Origin of the sequence: Brunnivagina elsteri CCALA 953 (genome assembly GCF_002289455.1) — a bacterium.
Lineage (GTDB): Bacteria > Cyanobacteriota > Cyanobacteriia > Cyanobacteriales > Nostocaceae > Brunnivagina > Brunnivagina elsteri.
The window spans coordinates 1-1,162 of sequence record NZ_NTFS01000781.1 but is presented as its reverse complement, the minus strand read 5'-3'; the positions used below and the strand labels follow the sequence as shown (position 1 = coordinate 1,162).

Here is a 1,162-nt window from a genome sequence, read left to right as displayed (position 1 = left end):
ATTATGGATTGTAGATTGATTTCTAAAATAGTCAAAATCCCACTCGAACGTTTAAACTCCTCCACCAAATTTGCGATCGCATCCGAGAGGGATAACCCAACAAGTGGGTCAACTCGCAATGTTGCGATTGATTGACGTACTTCCTTAAGAGCATTAGAACCCAATTGTTTGGCTTCCATCAGAAATTCTGTTGCTTCTTCTGGGTCAGTTTGCCATAGCTTTAAGGCAGCTTCTAAATGTAAATTGGAAACAGTTAAAGCGTGACCAACTGAATCGTGAATATCACGAGCAATGCGATTGCGTTCCTGGACTGTGGCTAATTCTTCAATTCTCAAAGCATACTCTCGTAATTGATCATTAGCAACAGCTAGTTTTTGCCGACTTTCAAATTCTTGAGCGATCGCATTAACCGCCATCTGCATAAAAACTGTGCTAATTCCTAAGATTAATACAGAAACTAATAATACCAATCCCAACTGTTGATTCATTGCGAGAGGTTGAACCATATTAATATATTTGGCTCGATATAATTGGGTTACTAAAGCAAAAATCATCGCCAAACTACTAACTATTGAGCGAGTAATACCCTCAAATATCAAACAATTACGAGCTATCAAAACTAGATAAAGTAGGGGAACAATCAAAATTCCTCCTACCATTGAAGCCAGTACGATTAAAACAAACTCAAAGCCAGTATAAATAACTTTGTTCAGTTTATTTTGGGATGGCAACTTTAAGCCAATAATTCCAAATATCAGTAAACAAAATAAATTTAATAACGGGATTCTCGGTAAACTTGATGCCAAGCTAAAGAAAGAAGCGAAAGTTTCACTACAAATTATAATACCCAGCAAAAGCCACTCAAAATAAAGCAGAAATCTTAGGGGATATTTCCGATTTTCAATTAGGAGAATCATAAAATAGATTCGATAATCTTCGCACAACCAATCAAGATAACTTGTATGCAGCCAAGATACCAGAGAAATCGGTCATTAGCTGAATAGGGACTAAAGTCCCCATCAAATTGAGGACTTTAGCCTCATGTGTTGGAAGTCTTGTAGAGCTTAGGATGTGAACATCGAAACGGGAGCATCCCACTTTTTATTTAGCGAGCAAAGATTAATCCATTAAGGTAAGCACAACGGTGAGCAATGACTTGAGG

1 protein-coding gene is annotated in these 1,162 nt (G+C 37.3%); it reads right to left on the bottom strand.

Annotation, left to right across the window (positions count from 1 at the left end; translation table 11 throughout):
• Positions 1 to 854: sensor histidine kinase (locus CK510_RS30640; protein WP_245912539.1), on the bottom strand; the 854-nt coding region annotated here is incomplete at its 3' end.
• Positions 855 to 1,162: the final 308 nt, after the last annotated feature.